This window comes from Salinigranum rubrum (assembly GCF_002906575.1).
Classification (GTDB): Archaea; Halobacteriota; Halobacteria; order Halobacteriales; family Haloferacaceae; genus Salinigranum; species Salinigranum rubrum.
Map to the genome: position 1 here is coordinate 1,088,018 of NZ_CP026309.1, position 16,828 is coordinate 1,104,845.

A 16,828-nucleotide genomic window follows, 5' to 3' on the forward strand; every position below is an offset into this window, starting at 1 on the left:
GTTCGTCACGCACGCTGAGTCACGCGTTCCTCGGTACGTTCGGCGACGCTCGGACCCACTCCACGAACGCACTCAGACGTGCTCGTCGAGGAACTCCACGATCGCGCGGTAGGCTTCGATTCGGTTCTCCAGCTTCGAGAAGCCGTGGCCCTCGTCCTCGAAGACGAGTTCGCGGACGGGGACGCCCTGTTCGCGGGCCTCCTCGACGATCTGGTGGGCCTCGCTCACCGGGACGCGCGGGTCGTTCTCCCCGTGGAGGACGAACAGCGGGGCCGCGATGCGTTCGATGTTGTTGGTGGGCGAGATGGACTGGAGAAAGTCGCGGTCGTCCTCTAAGGAACCGTACTCCGCCTCCCTCAGTTTCCGGCGCCAGTCGCCCGTGTTTTCGAGGAACGTGACGAAGTTGGCGATGCCGACGATGTCGACGCCGGCGGCCCACCGGTCGGGGTACTCCGTGAGCGCGGCGAGCACCATGAACCCGCCGTAGGAGCCGCCCATCGCGACGACCCGGTCGGGGTCGACGGCGGGGTGGTCACAGAGCCAGTCGACGGCGGCCTCGATATCTCGGACCGAGTCCATGCGGTTCTCGACGTCGTCGAGGTGGCCGTAGGCCTTGCCGTACCCCGACGACCCGCGGACGTTCGGCTCGAAGACGGCGTAGCCGTGGTTGAGGAAGTACTGCTTCGTCGCCGAGAAGGAGGGGCGGCGCTGGGACTCGGGGCCGCCGTGGATGTCGACGATGACGGGGACTTCCCCCTCGACTTCGGGCACCGAGAAGTACGCGGGGATCTCCCTCCCGTCGAAGGTCGGGTAGTGGACGAGTTCGGGCGCGACGAACGTGTCGCGGGGGATACCCGCCGTCGCCGCTTTCGTCCACCGCTCCGTCTCGCCCGTCTTGACGTCGACGACGTGGACGTTCGTGTTGTCCGCGGCCGCGGACGCCGAGAGGGCAAAGCGGTCGCCGTCGTCGTCGAAGCTCACGCCGCCGGCCGTCCCGCGAGGGAGGTCGGGGGTCGTGAGCGGGTCGACCCGGCCGGGGGCGGTGAGTTCACCCACGGTGAGTTCGGTGTAGCCGTCGACGTTGCGCGAGAACACCAGCCGTCGCGACTCCTGGTCGACCGCGACCCCGTCGACCTCCCAGCCGCCGTCGGGCGAGTTGCGGTTCTCCGGCGTGTCGGACTCGCCCTCGACCGCGACGGGTTCGAGGTCGCCCGTCGCGAGGTCGATTCGCGCGAGATACAGCGTGTCCGCGTCGCCCGCGTCGGTGACGAGGTAGACGTTCTTACCGTCGGGTCCCCACGAGGCGCTCTGGTAGCGGACGGTGCCCTCGTGGGGGGTGAGGTGTCGGAGTTCCCCCGACTCGACGTCGAGCACGGAGACGTCCTGGTCGAAGTTCGAATACGCCTCGTTCACCAGGAGTCGAGAGTCGTCGGGCGACCACCCCCGAGGGTGAGCCAGCCGTCTCCCTCGACGACCATCCGGGCGTCGTCGCCCCGTTCGTCGCGCCCCTGGACGTACACGTCGAACACCGACTCGTCCCTCCGATTAGAGGTGAACGCCACGCGCTCGCCGTCGTGGCTCCAGCCGCCCCAGCGGTGTTTCGCGTCGGGCATCGCCGTCAGGTCCCGTATCTCACCCGTACCGGGAGTGAGCAAGAACAGTTGCTGGCGCTCGTTGCCGCCTTCGTCCATGCCGAAGACGAGTTCGGGCCGTTCGGGCGACCACGAAAGGAACGTGACGCGCTCGTCGTAGAAGGTGTGTTGGTCGGGCCAGCTACCCGGAGAATCGAGCGTCCACACCTGTGGGACGCCCGTCGTGTCCATCAGGAACGCGAGCGTCCCGTCGGCGGAGAGAGAGGCGCCGTACGCGCTCCGGATGTTCAGGTACCGTTCGATGTCGAACGCGGGGACGGGAGACGTCTGTCCGTCGGGGTCGGTCATTATCCCCCGTTGACCCGGTGGGGGTATACCCCTTTCCACGGGAGGGAGTGGTGTTCGGCGAGGAGGTGCGTCGCGGTGGGAGTGGTCACACCGCCCTGGCGACGCCGCGGTCTCCTCTTCTCGACGCCGACGCTGACGACGACGGGTCGGATCCCAGCCACCGCTACGCACACGCTTCGTAAACACACGACGCCACAGCCGGACACCCGAGTTGAAATGCGAAGACGCGGCCAGCCCGGACCGTGACGTGACCGTCGCCGCGCGGCGTGAGCGGGTGTCCGGCACGACGCCGCGCGGACGAGGAGTTGCCGGTGCCGGCTGTCCGCAGTGCGTGAGCCACGGCTGCCGCCGTCGAGTGTTACGTGTCGCAGAATCGGCCGCGTCGAACCGTCAGTTCGCGTCGCCCCGGGGTCAGCCTGGTCGGCTCAGAGCATCCCTTCGCTCTTCAGCGCGGCCATCACGTCGTCGACGAGTTCGTCGAGCGAGTGGTAGGGGAACTCCTGGTGGCCGCTGAGCTTCGTCGCGAGCTCCATCGCCGAGAAGGAGACGTCGCCTGCCTCGAACGTCGTCCCCGGGCCGTTGGGCAGCGCGGGGACGAGGTCCATCTGGTTCTCTACGGGGAAATCGGCGGCGCCGAACGCGTCTTCGAACTGTGCGCGGAGTTCGGCCTCAACGTCGGTCATGGGTTGACACAGCCCGAAGAAGTGCAAAAGCGTTCCGGAACCGCTATTCGCTCAGAGCGGCGTCCACGCAGGCGTTTGGCCGGGGACCCCGTCGACACGGACCTCCCGCTGACCGCGCTCCCCGACTCGCACGTCGACTGCCGCGTCGAACGGTCGGGAGGTGACCCTCGCGACGCGCGGGTCGTGCACCTCGGGGTTGAACACGAAGACACCGAGCCGTCCGCTCGTCCGGATACGCCCGGTGAACGCGTGGAGGAAGCGGTACACGGCCTGGACGTCGTCACAGTACAGCAGGAGCGTCGAGACGGAGTCGAGGCCGACGCGCAGCCGACCGCGCGGCCCGTCGACGAACGAGCGCGCGACCTCCGCGCACTTGATCCCGATGCCGGTCAGGTCGCTCGGCCGTGAGACGTAGCCGGCCCCTCCGAGGCCGTCTGGTGAATCGCGCCGCTCACCGTTACAGTCGACGACAGCCAGCCGCGAGCGGGGGACGTTCGTCCCCGCGGCCCATCGGGCAGTGACGCCCCGCTGTGTGTCGTCCGTCTCGACGAGCAACGCGCCGACGTCCCGCTCTGTGACCGGTGCGAGGAGCCGCATCGCCAGCGCGCTCGGGTCGGCTTCGGCGCTTCCCCGCACGACGAGCGAGGTGCCACGCGCGACCGGACTGACCGGGAGGTTCGGTGCGAACCCGTAGCCGTCGACGGGCGCTCCGCCGTCCGGGTGAGGTTCGACGCTCACGTGCAGCCCCCCGTGGCCGAGAGTCGACGTCGGAGTTCGAGCTGTTCGGCCGCCTCCGCCGCGAACAGTCGGAGCGACTCGCGCTCGTCCTCGGTGTAGCTCCGCGGCTCGTCGTCGAGCACGCAGAACATCCCGACCGGCTCGCCCGCCGGCGTTTCGAGCGTCGCTCCGGCGTACGAGCGGATGCCGCGCGACGAGAGCACCTCGTTCGCGGCGAACCGGGGGTCGTCCGCGACGTCCTCGACCACCGTCACGTCGTCTTCGAGGATGGCGTACGTGCAGATGGTGTCCTCCCGAGAGAGGGCGTCCCACTCGGCGCCGTAACAGGCGAGGAACCGCTCCTCGTGGGCGTCGACGAGGCCGACGAAGGCGAACGAGACTTCGAACTGCCGTGACGCGAGCGCGGTCAGGCGGTCGAACGAGTCGATTGCGGTGAGGCCGTCGAGGTCGTACGCGGCGAGCGCAGCCACCCGCTCGCTCTCGTTGGACGGGAGGGGGTACGACGCGTGCGTCCGCGCGGTGGCCACGTGTTGGACGAGCCGTGGCAGATACTCGTAGTCGGCCTCGCTCTCTCTCGTGAGATGGTCGACGACGGCGTGTGGCGTCTCACCCGTGTCGATGTCGGCGAAGGGCGTGTCGGTGAAGAGGACACAGCCGATGTCGGGACGAACCTCGCGTGCCGCCGCGACCACGTCGAGACCGGTCCCGTCCGGGAGAGCGTAGTCCGTGACGAGACAGTCGAACGGTTCGCTGGCGAGCAACCGGACGGCCACCTCGACGGAACCGCACGGCGTCGGGACCAGTCCTTCGACGGCCGAGAGCGCCGCAGTCGTTCGCTCTCGTTCCCTCTCGTCGGCGTCGACACAGAGCACGGCCGTCTCCGTCACGTCGGCCCCCTCCGTTTCTCGACGCCGAACCGTCGGTCGCCGAGCGGCGGACCGCTTCGCCCGCCCGACGCCCACCATCGCCCCTGCTCGGTCATGTACGGCTCAGGAGAGAGCGGTCGAGCCGATAAACGTTCGGTGCTCGCTATCAGCGTCGAAACCTCAGTAGCCGCATCGAACCGGGCGCTCCGGGAGGAAGTGAGAGTTATACACGGCGCGGTCCATCCGACGGACATGGGCGACTCTGATCTCGAATTCGACTTCGAACTCCTCCGCGAACTCACCGAGACCGACGGGGTTCCCGGGTACGAGGAGGACGTCCGTGCCGCGGTTCGACGCGAACTGACGGCGGCGACGGACGAGGTACGGACGGACGCGATGGGGAACGTCGTCGGGACCGTCGAGGGAGGCGACTACGAAGTCGTCGTCGCGGCGCACATGGACGAGATCGGCTTCATGGTGCGGCACGTCACCGACGAGGGGTTCCTTCGGCTGGACGCGCTCGGCGGGTGGGATCCGCGAATCCTGCGGGCTCAGCGGGTCCGCATCCACACGCGGGAAGAGTCGCTCACGGGTGTCATCGGCTCCGTCCCGCCGCACACACTGACCGACGAACAGAAAGAGAAAGAACAGCAGGTCTCCGACGTCCACGTCGACCTCGGCCTCCCGTCGGAGACGGTCGAGGAACGGGTCGACGTCGGCGACCTCGTGACGATGCAGCAGACGACGGTGCGGATGGGCGACCTCGTCACCGGAAAGGCGCTCGACGACCGCGTCTGCCTGTTCGCGATGCTCGAAGCCGCACACAGACTCGACGACCCCGCCGTGACGGTTCACTTCGTCGCGACGGTCCAAGAGGAGGTCGGCCTCCGCGGTGCCCAGGCCGTCGGCGTCGACCTCGACCCGGACCTCGCGCTGGCGCTCGACGTCACCGTCGCGAACGACGTCCCGGGGTTCGACGCGGCCGACCACGTGACGGAACTGGGCGAGGGCGTCGCGGTGAAGCTGAAGGATTCGAGCGTCATCACGACGCCGAAGGTGAACCGTCGCCTCCGCGACGTGGCCGATTCCGAGGGAATCTCTCACCAGCTAGAGGTCCTGCCCGCCGGCGGGACGGACACGGCGAACCTCCAGCGTGCCGGCGGTGCCGTCCCGGTCGGGGCGCTGTCGGTTCCGACGCGGTACCTCCACACACCGACCGAGTGCGCGCACGTCACCGACGTGGCCGCGATGGTCGACCTGCTCTCGGCGTTCGTCGAGAGCGAAACCGGCGAGCACGACTACTCTCTGTAGCCCGCTGAGGGACGGGCAGAGTCGTCGTCGAAACGGCGACCCGGCGGACACGAACCAAAGTATTCACTACAGGCGACCCCCAAGGCGCGAGCATGAGCGACACGCAGATGTCGCGGCGGGCGTTCCTGACAGCCGCGGGTGGGACGGCGGCCGTCGCGGCCGGGTCAGGGAACGCCGCGGCACAGACGACGGAGCCGGACTGGGGCGGCCACCTCGATGGCGTCGACGGCGGTTACCAGGACATGCGCGGACAGAGCGAAGTGACCGTGGAGGTCGGTGCAGAGGGCAACGGCGGCGCGCTCGCGTTCGCCCCGGCGGGCATCTGGGTCGACCCCGGAACGACAGTCACGTGGGAGTGGACCGGCGAGGGCGGCGGTCACAACGTCGTCTCCAGCGAGGGACCGGCGTCGCTCGACAGCGGCGCTCCCGTCTCCGAGGCCGGCACGACGTACGAGCATACGTTCGGAGAAGATCAGGTGGGAATCACGAAGTACCACTGTGCCCCGCACGAGGCACTCGGGATGCTCGGCGCAGTCGCCGTCGGGAGCGACATCCCCACCGTCGAAGTCGGCGGTGGTGGCGGCGGGAGCAGTGCGCCACAGGTCCCCGAGAGCGCCAAGACGCTCGGCGTCGCAACCACGTTCGCGATGGTCGCCACGCTCGGCCTCGCGTTCTTCTTCATGAAGTACGGCGGCGACTACGAGACGCCCGAGGAGTAGCGGCAGCGTCTCACCCTCCGTTTTCGCGTCGACCGCTCAGAACAGCCCGAGCGAGAAGCCGCGCTCGTCGATGGCTTCCCGATAGACGTCGAGGTAGCGGTCGAGGACGGCGTCGTGGTCGTACGCCGCGTAGTTCTCGCTCCGGGTGCGGGGCGGTTCGTCGGCGGCGTCCGAGATGGCCGTCGCCAGTTCCTGCGGCGAGGTGACCCGCCGCCCCCGCCCCGTACCGGTGACGAGTTCGTGCGCGCTCGACCCGGCCTGGTACTCGACGAGGCCGATACAGCCACACGCGAGCGCCCAGAGGAGTTCCGTCGCGAACGGCTCGTGTTCGGCCGTCTGAGCGAACACTCGCGCTCCCTTCAGGATCGGAACGAACTCCTCGGGAGGGAGGTCGCCGAGGAACGCGACCCGGTCGTCGATACGGAGGTCCGCCGCGGTTTCCTCTGTCGTCTCGCGCAGCGGCCCGTCCCCGATGACGGCCGCGCGCCACGTCTGCGTCCGCAGTTCGGCGAGCGCGAGGAGGAACGACTCCACGTTGCAGCCCTCGTCGAGGTCGTTGGCGTAGACGATGTCCGCCCGCCGGTCGACCGGAGCGTCGCGGACGAGGTCGACGTCGATGCTCTCGGGGACCGTCTCGATTCGCTCCTCGGCCGCGCCGTGTTCGCGAACCTGCGTCCGGACGAGTTCCGAGGGGACGAGGACCCGATTCGCCGCCCGGGCGGCGCGTTTGTACCCGACCCAGTCGTCGCCAGCGTCCTGCCACCAGTCGACGACGAGCGGGACGCGGAGGAGCCGACAGGCTCGCTTCGCCGCGACGACGTGCCCCGGCGGGCTGTTGACCGCCTGAACGACGTCGGGTTTCGTCTTCAGGAGGCGAAACGGGAGCTTCGAACCGAACGAGCCCGCTGCCGGCTCGTCGGTGACCGCGCGGTAGGTGACGTCGTTCTGGTCGAACGCCGGGAGGGTGCCGCCCCACCACCGCGCACAGCAGACCGTCACCTCGTGACCGCGGGCCGCGAGCGCCTCGGCGACCCGTCGTGTTCGTTCGGTCGCGCCGGTCTCGTGGTGCTGTGCCGTCCGCATCGAGACGAACGCGACGTGCATGCTCGCGGAGCGTGCGGCCGGCGTAATAAATCCTGCTAGAGCCCGAAGGCGGGCGGTTCGTACTGTCGGTCGTCCCCGTGTGCGGGACCGAGGACGGCCACACGCGTTATGTCTGCGCACTCGAAGACGGTGGTATGGACACCGACGCCGAGAGCGCCGCGACGGAGGCCGACACCAGACGACGGTTCGTCGCCTGGTACGAGGCGTGGTATCTGCGCGTCTACGCCGCCCTCGCCGTCGTCATCGTCGTCGCCGCCGGCTACGGCTACGCGACGGGTGCGCTCAGTTGGTGGAACGCGGGGGCATGGTCGCGACGCTCGCGGCGCTCTCTGGTTTCATCGCGTGGCGAGCGAGGGTCGACCCCGGATTCGGGGGAGGGTGACCACGAGTCAGGGGACGACCGGGAGGAGGAGCGCCTCGACGAACTGCCAGTCGTAGACGTGGTTGAGGAGCACGTAGGCGACGACGCCGAGCGACAGGGAGAGAATCCACGCGCTGGCGGCGACGCGCCCGACCTTTCGGTGGGTCCCCCCGGCGCGGAGTTCCTCGGGCGTGTGAGTGATTCCGAGGACGAGCGCGTGCAACACGACGGGGACGGAGACCACGGAGAGGACGATGTGAACCGCGAGCATCGCGAGGTACGCGTAGTACGGGAGGGTGGGGCCGACGAACTCCTTGGTGCCACCGCCGCCGATCTTCGTCAGGTAGAGCACGAGGAAGACGAGGATGAGGGCGAACGCGCCGACCATCGACGCGGCGTGTCTGCGAACCTCGCCGCGCCGGATGAAGCGCCAGCCGGCGACGAGGAGGAGGGTCGCTGCCGTGTTGATGACGGCGATGGCATCGGCGATGCGGTTGACCTCCGAGAGCGTGAGTTCCGGGAACACCGAGTCGGGGACGTACCCCAGAAAGGTCCCGATGACGAGCGCGTACCCCACCACGGAGAGCACGGCCGTCACGGCGGCCGGGTGTTCTTTGAGTGGACCACGCACGCTGGCTGTTGCCATATTCGTCCGTTGGGAGCGGGTGGATATCCGTGTTCGGGTTTATCGATAGAGGTCGCCCACGAGGTACCTCAGCCCCGTGTCGCACGCGACGGTGGCTACGGCGTCGTCGGGGGATGTCACCGTCGGCACCCCCTACAAGGGTTCATGTACGAAGACGCGGCCAGCGCGACCGATGCGCTGACCGAGACCGCACGGCGTTCCGCGGGTGTCCGGCACGTCGCCGTGTGGACGAGTCGTGCCGGCTGTTCGCCACTCCCCGCCGTTACCCCTCAATGACGCCGGTCACCCGTGCGACTTCGCGCGCCGCGTCCTCGCTCATCCCGTCGCCCAGGATGGTGTAGCGGTCGCGGATCGTGTGTGCCGTGGTGAGCGCCTCGATCACCACCTCGTCGTCGACGCCGAGTTCCCGCGCGGTCGTCGGTGCGTCGATGCGTTCGAGCGCGTCGCGGATGTTCCGCCACCGGCCCTTCTCGCCGCTGTGGAGGTACTCGGTCATGATGGAGCCGACGCCGACCTGATGGCCGTGCAGTGCGGTGTTCGGGATGAGTCGGTCGAGTTGATGCGAGAAGAGGTGTTCCGCCCCCGACGCGGGTCGTGAGGAGCCGGCGATGCTCATCGCCACCCCGGAGGAGACGAGCGCCTTCACGACGATCCAGGCGGCCTCCTCCAGCCCAGGCTTGATCGAGTCGGCGCTGTCCACGAGCATCTCGGCCGTCATCTCCGAGAGCGCCCCGGCGTACTCGGAGTACTCGACGTTCTTGAGCCGATGGGCCAGTTGCCAGTCCTTGACGGCGGTGTAGTTCGAGATGATGTCCGCACAGCCGGCCGTGGTGAGTTCCCACGGCGCCTGCGCGAGGAGTTCAGTGTCGGCAACGACCGCGAGCGGCGGGTCCGCCGCGACCGAGTGACGGGTGTCGCCCTCGGGGATGGACGACCGACCCGAGACGATGCCGTCGTGGCTCGCCACTGTCGGAACGGAGACGAAGCCGCAGTCGACTCGCTCGGCGGCCATCTTCGCGATGTCGATGGCCTTCCCGCCGCCGAGGGCGATGATGTAGTCGGTCCCCTCCGCCTGAGCGGTTTCGGCGACCGCCTCGACGGAGGCGAAGCTCGCCCGCTCGACGGTCACCGTGTGCGGTTCGACGGGGAACTGCGCGCGGAGCCGATCGCCGGCCAGCCGCTCGGGCGTCGGGCTCGTCACCAGCAGGGGCTGCCCCGAGAGGTAGAGGTCGTCGACGGCCGCCCCGACCTGGCCGAGGACGCCGTGACCGATGACGACGTTTCGCGGGAGCCTGATCCACGTCGACTTGTCGAACATGCTCAGCTATCGACGGGGGCGGGTCATATGGCTTCGCACTGCGTTTTCGCTCCCCAGTGCGGTCGACGACCGCGCGCCCGTCGCTCAGAGGAACGTCCCGGCGGCGTCCGCGAGGAACAGCAGACCGAATCCGACGAGCACGAGCGCCGAGAGCGCCGTCACCGCCGGGGCGAACGCCTCGACCCGCCGTTCGGCAGTGACGAGCGCCGCCGGGAACCCGGTGACCCACACGAGGATACCGCCGAAGAAGCCGACGATGAGCGCCGGGCTCCCCTTTTCGACGACGAGGAGCCCCGCGAGGTCGCCACCCACGTACGGCGTCTGTGCGAGCACGTCGAACTGCCCCGATTCGAGCAGGGCGACGCCGATGGTGAGCCAAAAGAGGATCTGGTAGGGATTCGCGATGGCGAGGAGGAACGCCTTCCGGAAGCCCGCGCCGGTCTCCCCGCCGTCGGCGGCCGCCTCCTCGGCCGGCGTGAACGACTCGCCGATCTCCCGAGCGGCGCCGTACGCGAAGTACAGCATGAGCAGGCCGCCCGCGCCGATCATCGCCCCACGAACCGTCGGGAACCGGTCGACGAACGCGACGACACCCAGCAGGGAGAGGACGAAGAACACCGCGTCAGCCGTCATCGCACCGAGGCCGGTCCGGAACCCGGCCGTCCAGCCGCGAAGGACGCTCTCCTCTGCGATGACGGCGTTCATCGGGCCAGGCGGGGCGGCGAGTGCGAGCCCGAACACCACGCCGGCACCGAGCGAGACGAGCGCGTCCTGCATCGCTCCTGCGTAGTGGCACCGAAGATAAAAACGCTCCCTTGTCTTGCGCCCCGAGGCCCGTTCAGATCAGCGCGAGAATCGCCTGGGAGACCGTCGAGACGACCGTCTCCCACACCGAGAAGCCGGTGACGAGTGCGAGGACCGTGTCGGCGGCGAAGAACGCGAAGAGCGCCGCGCCCGCGAGATGAGCCTTCCGCACGTCGAAGCGGTGAGAGAACCGGTGGAAGACGTACGCGTTCGCGATGCTCACCGGCAGGATGGCGAGCATCTCGCCGGCCCAGATACCCGGGTGGGCACCGTACTGGACGGCGAGGCCGATAGTCACGAGTTGGGTCTTGTCGCCGAACTCGCCGGCGGCCATCATCGCGAAGATGGGGACGAAGCTCCCGAACCGGTCGACGTCGAGACCGAAGTCGCGTTCGAACACCGACGGGGCGTCGACGTCGAGCGTCAGCCCCCCGTCGGTTTCCATCGACGCGCTCTCATCGGGTCCGACGCTCGTTTCACCCGGTTCGGGTGCCGCGCGGACGAGCAACACGGCGAAGAGCGCGAAGAGGACGGCGGTGATGCCGTCGAGAATCGCCGGGGGGAGGGCGCCCCTCAGCGCCGCCCCGAACCAGATTTCGAGGGCGGTCCAGCCGGCGAACGCCGTTCCGGCGGCCGCGACGACCACCTTCGGGTCGTACCGCGTCGAGAGCCCGGCGATGATGAACTGGACCTTCTCTCCGGGGAGGACGGCGAGCTGGGCGACGAACGCCACCGCGGCGACTTCGACCAGCCCGACCATCAGCCCTCGACCTCCGTTCCGTACTCGGTACCGTCCTCGGTGGCGGGGACGACCCGGATGGAGCGGGCGACCGCTTCGGGGAGCGACTGCTCACGGTCCCCCTCTCCCACCCGGACAGTCACCATCCCGAACGGCGCGACGTCGACGATTTCCAGACGGGTTCCGGGCGTGATGCCCGCGTCGGAGAGGTACTGCAGTTCCTCCTCGTCGCGGTCAGAGACGCGCGTGACGACGACCTGCTCGCCGACGGCGTGGTCGTCGAGCCGCGTCGAGTCGTCGACGTCGAGCGGGGTGAGGTCGGCGCTCGGGATGGGGTCGCCGTGGGGGTCGACCTCCGGGTCGCCGAGCGCCTCGGCGACGCGACGCTCGAACTCCTCGGAGATGTGGTGTTCGAGCGCGTCGGCCTCGTCGTGGACCTCGCTCCAGTCGTAGTCGAGGTGTTCTGCGAGGTACGCCTCCAGGAGTCGATGGTGCCGGATGACTTCGAGCGCGACCGTCTCTCCTTCGGGGGTGAGTTCGACGCCCTTGTACTTCTCGCGCGCGACGAGCCCGCGCTCTTCGAGCTTGCCGAGCATGCTCGTCACTGTCGGCGGCGTCTTCGCCAGCGCGTCGGCGATAGCCGACGTCGACACCGGCGGTCCCTGCTCCGTCTGCAGCGTGTAGATGGCCTTCAAGTAGTCTTCCATCACGTCGCTGAGCACGTCGGACTTCGCCATCTCATCGGTGGATACTGTCCCGACGAGAAAGAAGTTTGGGGTATCTAAACTTCGATGTGTACGCTTCGAAACGTGGGGCCGAACTCAGATACCCTGGCCCATCAGATGCGACCGGAGGATGTCCGCCGTCTTCACGCCCGCCTCCGTGTTGACGACGACGAGCCTCGCGTCGTCGTCGAACTCGTCCTGTAACCCGTCGGCGGCGGCGAATGCGGCGCCTCCGGCCGCGCCGACGTCGACCGCGGTGGTCTGTGCGGCGGCGACGGCACTCCCGAGAATCGCGTCGTCGTCGACAGTCACGACCCTCCCATCCGTCCCCTCGACCGCCTCTCTCACGAGGTCGCCGCCCCTCGGGTCGGGAATCTCCAGTTCGCCGACGATGGTGTCCGGCTGGTTCCACGCTTCGACCTCCCGTCCGGATTCGAACGCCGTCGCGATAGGCGCACAACCGGTCGGCTGGACCGCGATTATTCGCGGCAGGTCGTCGACGAGTCCTAATTCGTGGAGTTCGCGGAAGCCCTTCGTCAAGCCGTAGACGACCTCGCCGGTGCTCGCGGGGACGAACACCGCGTCCGGGACTCCGGCTTGTCCGACGAGTTCGTACGCGACGGTCTTGTACCCCTCGTGGCGAACGGGGTTGTCGAACTCCTGGAGGGTGAACCACTCCGATTTCAGTTGTGTGTGGAGCGCCTCGACCGCGTCGGGGTACCGGCCGCCAGCGACCCGCATGTCGCCACCGTGGACGTTGGTCATCGCCTTGTTGGGGAACGGCGCCCGCGAGGGGACGAACGCGTACGACCGAATGTCGGCACGTCCGGCGTACGCCGCCCCCGACTGTCCGCTGTTACCCGGTGAGGCGTGCGCGAGGAGGTCGGCGTCGGCAGCGCTGGCGGCCGTGACCGCGAGCGAGAGGCCGCGGTCGAGCACCGTCCCGGTGGGGTTCCGCCCCTCGTCCTTGATGTGGAGCGAGTCGACACCGAGTTCGTCGGCGAGCGCCGGAGCGTCGACGAGCGGCGTCCCACCCTCGTCGGCGCTCACGCCCGACTCGAAGGGGAGGAGGGCGGCGAAGTCCCACATCGAGCGGGCGTCGGCGAGGTCGGCGTGGTCCCAGTCGACGTGGGCGAGGTCGTAGACGGGGTCGACCGGCGCCCCGGCCTCGCTCGGTCCGGTCCGCGTCGGGTCGGCGGGGAGTTCCTCGCCAGTCGCCGTACAGCGCAACGCACAGAACGCGTCGCTCGGGTTCATACCCGAGGGTACGACCCGACGGGGGTATCCCTTCCGGTCCCGTGGTGACGTTCCGCTGGTGTCCCCGCGTCGCCAGCGACGTGACACGAGACGACGGGTCGTGAGAGGGCGTGACGCGTGGCACCCGTACCCGCCAGTCGTGGTATCACCTCTCGCGCAAGCGTTATCCGGCGGTGTCGTCTGTGTTCGAGCACAATGGCGAAAGGGAAGGTCGACTTCTTCAACGACACGGGCGGTTACGGTTTCATCGAGACTGACGACGCTGACGACGACGTCTTCTTCCACATGGAAGACGTCGGCGGGCCGGACCTCGAAGAGGGCCAGGAGGTCGAGTTCGAGATTCAGGACTCGCCGAAGGGTCCCCGCGCGGCGAACCTCGTCCGCCTCTAAGGCGGTCGTTCTTCAGCGTTTCTCACATTCTTTCACCGGCGAGCGACGCGTCCGCGCACCGACCCTGCCGCGTCGAACGCACAGTCTCTTTGTAACCGCCACCCCAAGCCGCGTCCATGAACGAGGAGCGATCCGTCGTGGTGTGCGGTGCGGGGCTGGCCGGACTCGTGGCCGCCCGACGACTCGCCGCCGCCGGCGCCGACGTCACGGTGTACGAACAGCGCGAGACCGTCGGGGGCAGGGTCCGGTCACGAGAGCGGGAGGGGTTCACGCTCGACCGTGGCTTCCAGGTGCTGTTCACCGCCTACCCGGCGGTCCGTCGGGAACTCGACCTCGACGCGCTCGACCTCCGACCCTTCTCCCCGGGAGCAGTCATCGCCCGCGAGGGGGAGCGTTCGGTCCTCTCGGACCCGCTCAGAGACCCGTTCTCGGTCTTCGAGTCGCTGTTCAACCGCGAGGTGACGACGAGCGACAAACTCCGCACGCTGGCGCTGCGGCAGGACCTCGCGAGCAAGCCGCTCGACGCGCTCTTCAGGGGACCGGACACGACCATCGAGGAGTACCTCTCCGACTGGGGCTTCTCATCGCGGTTCGCCGAGAACTTCGTCGCGCCCTTCTACGGGGGCATCACCCTCGACCGGTCGCTCTCTACCTCCAAGCGCGTCTTCGAGTACACCTTTCGGATGCTGAGCGACGGGCGGACGGCGGTCCCCGCCGACGGCATGGGTGCCATCGCCGACCAGCTAGCGGACAGGGCCGAGGCCGTCGGCGTCGACATCCACACCGACTCGGTGGTCTACGAGGTTTCCGGGGACGCAGACGGTGCGACGCTCGACGTCGACGGGGCGACGGTCGAAGCCGACGCCGTCGTCGTCGGCACCGACCCGCGCACGGCCGCCGAGTTGACGGACGTCGACGCGATTCCGACCCGCGCCAGACCGTCGACGACACAGTACTATCGGCTCCCCGAGGGAACCGACCTCGGTACGAAGAAGCGTATCCTCCTCAACGCCGAGTCGGCGACGCCGAACGCCGTCGTCCCGCTCTCGGCAGTCGCGCCCGAGTACGCCCCCGACGACGCCGAACTGCTGAACGCGACGTTTCTGGGGGAGACACCGCTCTCGATGGACGACGAGGCGTTGGCGGACGCGACGCGCGACGCGCTGGCGGCGTGGTATCCCGAGCGCCAGTTCGGCGCGCTGGAACCGATTGCGACCGACCGCATCGAGTTCGCACAGTTCGACCAGCCACCGGGTATCCACGATAGCCTCCCCGACGTGCGAGCACCCGCGGGACGGGTGTACCTCGCGGGCGACTACACGCAGTGGTCGTCGATCCAGGGCGCGCTGGAGAGCGGGCGCGTCGCGGCGCAGGCGGTCGGAGACGACTTCTGAGCCCCCGTCTCCGTCGTCACACCGCAACCTCACTCCGTAGTTGTCACTCCCGAAGGAACGAGTCGCGGCCGTGCTTCTCCAGCGCGCGCTCGAACGATTCGCGCTGTGCCTCGATTCCGGACGTGGACTCGGCGAACGCGTGGTCGAACATCTCCGGGGGCGAGGGCTCGAACGCCTCCGCCTCGTCGATGACGGTCGCGACCGTCTCGCGCGCCTCGGCCTCGATCTCCTCGGCGACCGTGTCGTCGACGAGGTCTCGGTCGCGCAGGAACGCCTCGTACCGGTCGAGGGGGTCGCGTTCGCGCCACCGCTCGACCTCCTCCTCTTCCCGATAGGCCGTGGGGTCGTCCGCGGTGGTGTGGGCGCCGTAGCGGTACTGGACGGCCTCCACGAGCGTCGGTCCGTCGCCGCGGCGGGCGCGCTCCACAGCCTCCTGGGTGACTCGGTAGGTCGCCAGCGGGTCCATCCCGTCGACTCGAACGCCAGGAAAACCGTAGGCGTCGGCCTTCTGGGCGAACGTTTCGGCGGCGGTTTGCCGCTCGGCCGGGTGGGAGATGGCCCAGCCGTTGTTGTTGCAGAAGAGGACACACGGCGTCTCGAACACGCCGGCGAAGTTGGCCGCCTCGTGGAAGTCGCCCTCGGAGGTGGCGCCGTCGCCGAAGTGACAGACGACGACCGTGTCGTCGCCCTTCAGCTTCGCGCCCCACGCCATCCCGACCGCGTGGGGAATCTGGTCCGCGATGGTGATGTTGAGCGGGGCGATGTGCTGTTCGACGAGCGACGCGTTGCCGTGTTCGTGGCCCATCCAGTAGGTGAGGTAGTCGGACGAGAGGCCGCGGACGGCGACGGTCCCGTGTTCGCGGTACTGGTAGACGAGCCAGTCCTCGTCCTCCAGCGCGTGGGTCGACCCGACCTGCGAGGCTTCCTGTCCGACGGCGGGGGCGTACGTCCCCACCCGTCCCTGTCGCTGGAGGCTCACCATCCGCTCGTCGAAGTGCCTTGTTAACTTCATGTCGCGGTAGATGGCGAGCAGGCGGTCGTCGGAGAGGTCGGGGACGTCGCCGACCACGTTACCCTCGGCGTCGAGCGTCCGTACGAAGTCGGCCTCGTCGTAGTGGTCCACGCGCACGTGTGTGAGTGAGAGCCGTGGGTATTGAACGTTCGGCTCTCAGGCGATGTTCCCGCTGGCGGACGGGCCGAGACGGATTCAGAGTCGCTTTCGCATCTCGACGACCGTCCCGGTCACGCCCGTCTCCTCGTGGGCGGAGAATTCGTGGAACCGCTCTCCGAAGTGCTCGTACCCACGCGCTTCGTAGAACGGGACCGCGTTGAGCGACGACGAGAGCCCGAGCGACTGGGCTCCGTGCGCTCGTGCTCGCCTCTCTAGCTCGGCGTGTATCGCGGTTCCGACACCCTGCCGAACGACAGACGGGTGGACGTAGACGGCGGTGACTTCGGCGTCGGAGTCACTTTCGGATGTTTCGAAACGCAGTGATCCGAATCCCACGATCTGACCCTCTTTTTCTGCAACGATGAACGTCAGGTCGTCGCTTTCGATTGCCGACGCGTAGTCTGCCGACTCACACCCCTGCACCCACGCGTCGACCTGTTCTGGGCTGTACGCCTGTCGCCCGAGTTCGGTGATCGAACGAGCGTGGACCTCCCGGATGGCTTCGGCGTCGGACGGGTCCGCGTCGCGGACGTCCATGGTCTCGATGGGGGGTGACCCTCGATAAAACGGGGTGACTACTCGCGCCTCGGTGCGACGTGTATTCAGCCGAAAGAAGAGACGGACGCCCTGGCGACCGCTCTTCGTGTCCTCTCGTTCGCTCG

The 16,828-nt window shown here is 68.5% G+C and carries 16 protein-coding genes and 1 pseudogene; 4 read left to right on the plus strand and 13 right to left on the minus strand.

Annotated features, from left to right (window positions below; translation table 11 throughout):
* Window positions 1-72: 72 nt before the first annotated feature.
* From C2R22_RS05210 to C2R22_RS05225, 4 genes and pseudogenes are all read right to left on the minus strand, one after another.
* A pseudogene (locus C2R22_RS05210) lies at window positions 73-1,940 on the minus strand (S9 family peptidase).
* 425 nt (window positions 1,941-2,365) lie between these two features.
* Complete coding sequence (locus tag C2R22_RS05215; protein WP_103424819.1) at window positions 2,366-2,623, minus strand: MTH865 family protein; 258 nt, start codon at window positions 2,621-2,623, stop codon at window positions 2,366-2,368.
* Window positions 2,624-2,674: 51 nt separating this feature from the next.
* On the minus strand, window positions 2,675-3,361 hold the full coding sequence (locus C2R22_RS05220) for a DUF7504 family protein (RefSeq protein ID WP_103424820.1): 687 nt from the start codon (window positions 3,359-3,361) through the stop codon (window positions 2,675-2,677).
* Window positions 3,358-4,248, minus strand: a complete 891-nt coding sequence (locus C2R22_RS05225; RefSeq protein WP_162562385.1) for a GAF domain-containing protein — start codon at window positions 4,246-4,248, stop codon at window positions 3,358-3,360. Before C2R22_RS05225 ends, C2R22_RS05220 begins: the two co-directional genes overlap by 4 nt.
* Window positions 4,249-4,479: 231 nt before the next feature.
* On the opposite strand from C2R22_RS05225, the gene C2R22_RS05230 reads away from it, so the two are divergent.
* Both C2R22_RS05230 and C2R22_RS05235 read left to right on the plus strand, forming a co-directional pair.
* Entirely contained in the window at window positions 4,480-5,538 is a 1,059-nt protein-coding gene (locus C2R22_RS05230; RefSeq protein WP_103424822.1) for a M42 family metallopeptidase, read from the plus strand.
* 107 nt (window positions 5,539-5,645) lie between these two features.
* A complete protein-coding gene (locus tag C2R22_RS05235; protein ID WP_394342386.1) occupies window positions 5,646-6,257 on the plus strand; it encodes a halocyanin domain-containing protein in 612 nt (203 codons plus the stop codon).
* A 36-nt stretch (window positions 6,258-6,293) separates the two neighbouring features.
* Here C2R22_RS05235 and C2R22_RS05240 read toward each other — a convergent pair whose 3' ends face one another.
* The 7 genes from C2R22_RS05240 to C2R22_RS05270 form a co-directional block, all read right to left on the minus strand.
* A complete protein-coding gene (locus C2R22_RS05240; protein WP_103424824.1) occupies window positions 6,294-7,361 on the minus strand; it encodes a glycosyltransferase in 1,068 nt (355 codons plus the stop codon).
* 389 nt (window positions 7,362-7,750) lie between these two features.
* The gene (locus tag C2R22_RS05245; RefSeq protein WP_103424825.1) at window positions 7,751-8,368 is read right to left on the minus strand and encodes a DUF420 domain-containing protein; all 618 of its coding nucleotides are present in this window, start codon (window positions 8,366-8,368) and stop codon (window positions 7,751-7,753) included.
* Between the two features lie 262 nt (window positions 8,369-8,630).
* The gene (locus C2R22_RS05250) at window positions 8,631-9,686 is read right to left on the minus strand and encodes an NAD(P)-dependent glycerol-1-phosphate dehydrogenase (RefSeq protein WP_103424826.1); all 1,056 of its coding nucleotides are present in this window, start codon (window positions 9,684-9,686) and stop codon (window positions 8,631-8,633) included.
* Window positions 9,687-9,770: 84 nt separating this feature from the next.
* Window positions 9,771-10,427 carry a LysE family translocator gene (locus C2R22_RS05255; protein WP_103427575.1) on the minus strand — a complete coding sequence of 219 codons (657 nt, stop codon included), beginning with the start codon at window positions 10,425-10,427 and terminating at the stop codon, window positions 9,771-9,773.
* A 97-nt stretch (window positions 10,428-10,524) separates the two neighbouring features.
* Window positions 10,525-11,250: a TMEM165/GDT1 family protein gene (locus tag C2R22_RS05260; protein ID WP_103424827.1), complete on the minus strand. Its 726-nt coding sequence runs from the start codon at window positions 11,248-11,250 to the stop codon at window positions 10,525-10,527.
* Window positions 11,250-11,951: a metal-dependent transcriptional regulator gene (locus C2R22_RS05265; protein ID WP_103427576.1), complete on the minus strand. Its 702-nt coding sequence runs from the start codon at window positions 11,949-11,951 to the stop codon at window positions 11,250-11,252. The genes C2R22_RS05260 and C2R22_RS05265 overlap by 1 nt, the downstream gene beginning before the upstream one ends.
* 99 nt (window positions 11,952-12,050) lie before the next feature.
* Entirely contained in the window at window positions 12,051-13,211 is a 1,161-nt protein-coding gene (locus tag C2R22_RS05270) for a threonine synthase (protein ID WP_103424828.1), read from the minus strand.
* 195 nt (window positions 13,212-13,406) lie between these two features.
* On the opposite strand from C2R22_RS05270, the gene C2R22_RS05275 reads away from it, so the two are divergent.
* On the plus strand, window positions 13,407-13,601 hold the full coding sequence (locus C2R22_RS05275) for a cold-shock protein (protein WP_103424829.1): 195 nt from the start codon (window positions 13,407-13,409) through the stop codon (window positions 13,599-13,601).
* Window positions 13,602-13,717: 116 nt separating this feature from the next.
* On the plus strand, window positions 13,718-14,995 hold the full coding sequence (locus tag C2R22_RS05280) for an NAD(P)/FAD-dependent oxidoreductase (RefSeq protein WP_103424830.1): 1,278 nt from the start codon (window positions 13,718-13,720) through the stop codon (window positions 14,993-14,995).
* Between the two features lie 43 nt (window positions 14,996-15,038).
* Here C2R22_RS05280 and pdhA read toward each other — a convergent pair whose 3' ends face one another.
* Window positions 15,039-16,124, minus strand: a complete 1,086-nt coding sequence (gene pdhA, locus C2R22_RS05285; RefSeq protein ID WP_103424831.1) for a pyruvate dehydrogenase (acetyl-transferring) E1 component subunit alpha — start codon at window positions 16,122-16,124, stop codon at window positions 15,039-15,041.
* A 78-nt stretch (window positions 16,125-16,202) separates the two neighbouring features.
* A complete protein-coding gene (locus C2R22_RS05290) occupies window positions 16,203-16,703 on the minus strand; it encodes a GNAT family N-acetyltransferase (protein WP_103424832.1) in 501 nt (166 codons plus the stop codon).
* Between the last annotated feature and the right edge of the window lie 125 nt (window positions 16,704-16,828).

Coding starts and splice junctions, on each gene's coding strand:
- C2R22_RS05215 (WP_103424819.1), bottom strand. CDS start 2,623: ATGACCGACGTTGAGGCCGAACTCCGCGCACAGTTCGAAGACGCGTTC.
- C2R22_RS05230 (WP_103424822.1), top strand. CDS start 4,480: ATGGGCGACTCTGATCTCGAATTCGACTTCGAACTCCTCCGCGAACTC.
- C2R22_RS05235 (WP_394342386.1), top strand. CDS start 5,646: ATGTCGCGGCGGGCGTTCCTGACAGCCGCGGGTGGGACGGCGGCCGTC.
- C2R22_RS05240 (WP_103424824.1), bottom strand. CDS start 7,361: ATGCACGTCGCGTTCGTCTCGATGCGGACGGCACAGCACCACGAGACC.
- C2R22_RS05245 (WP_103424825.1), bottom strand. CDS start 8,368: ATGGCAACAGCCAGCGTGCGTGGTCCACTCAAAGAACACCCGGCCGCC.
- C2R22_RS05250 (WP_103424826.1), bottom strand. CDS start 9,686: ATGTTCGACAAGTCGACGTGGATCAGGCTCCCGCGAAACGTCGTCATC.
- C2R22_RS05260 (WP_103424827.1), bottom strand. CDS start 11,250: ATGGTCGGGCTGGTCGAAGTCGCCGCGGTGGCGTTCGTCGCCCAGCTC.
- C2R22_RS05270 (WP_103424828.1), bottom strand. CDS start 13,211: ATGAACCCGAGCGACGCGTTCTGTGCGTTGCGCTGTACGGCGACTGGC.
- C2R22_RS05275 (WP_103424829.1), top strand. CDS start 13,407: ATGGCGAAAGGGAAGGTCGACTTCTTCAACGACACGGGCGGTTACGGT.
- C2R22_RS05280 (WP_103424830.1), top strand. CDS start 13,718: ATGAACGAGGAGCGATCCGTCGTGGTGTGCGGTGCGGGGCTGGCCGGA.
- C2R22_RS05290 (WP_103424832.1), bottom strand. CDS start 16,703: ATGGACGTCCGCGACGCGGACCCGTCCGACGCCGAAGCCATCCGGGAG.